At 53.2% G+C, this 850-nt stretch carries 1 protein-coding gene; it reads right to left on the minus strand.

The features are described from left to right. On the minus strand, positions 1–760 hold a 760-nt coding region (locus V6F91_RS27150; RefSeq protein WP_423815366.1), incomplete at its 3' end, for an IS481 family transposase. Positions 761–850 lie beyond the last annotated feature (90 nt).

Below are 850 nucleotides of genomic sequence, written 5' to 3' on the forward strand. Positions count from 1 at the left end.
CTTCATTTTTCAGGCTGCGGTGGAAGCGCTCCAGTTTTCCCTGAGTCTGCGGATGATAAGGCCGGGAATGACCGACCTTAATGCCCTGGCTCATCAGCCAGACTTCCAGCGCAGTATAAACGCCAGTCTGATCGCCCCATGGCGAGCCGTTGTCCATCGTCATGCGCAACGGCAGGCCGTAGCGTCGAAACGTCCGGATTAGATGGTCTTGTACAGTTTGGCGCTGCTCATTGGCACATGCGGCAATGCACAGCGAAAAGCGTGAGTGGTCGTCCAGTATTGTGAATGGATGGCAGCGTCCGTGGCTCAGACTGAAATGTCCCTTGAAGTCGATCTGCCATAGATCGTTAGGCGCTTCGTGCTCAAAGCGGATAAATGGTTTGATCTCGGTAGCCTTTGGATCAACACGCGAATGACGCTGCAAAACCGCATGCACAGTGCTGACAGAGGGCATCACAGCGCCTTCATCTTCCAGCACGCGCTTGAGCTTGCGGGCACCCCAGGCCTCGTATCGCTGACTCATGGTCAGAATCTGCTGCTCAACCTCATCAGCACAACGTTTCGGTGATGTTTTCGGTCGACGGGACTGATCGTGCAACCCCTCTACACCTGATATTTCAAACCTGTTGAGCCATTTGTAGGCAGTACTTGGGCTGATATTGAATCGACGGCAAAGCTGCCGAACATTCGCTCCTTCTTGCCGAGCCAAATGCACAAACTCTGTACGAAGTTGCATGGTGGATGCCTCTTGCCAGGACACAGGTCATCTCCTTGATGATGAGCAATGTGCCTATTAAAAAGTGTCCACCATGTCTCCGAACACCTGTCCACCATGTGTCCGGTACATACA

The sequence above is a fragment of the Pseudomonas koreensis genome (assembly GCF_036668835.1).
In the GTDB taxonomy this organism is placed as follows: Bacteria; Pseudomonadota; Gammaproteobacteria; order Pseudomonadales; family Pseudomonadaceae; genus Aquipseudomonas; species Aquipseudomonas koreensis_I.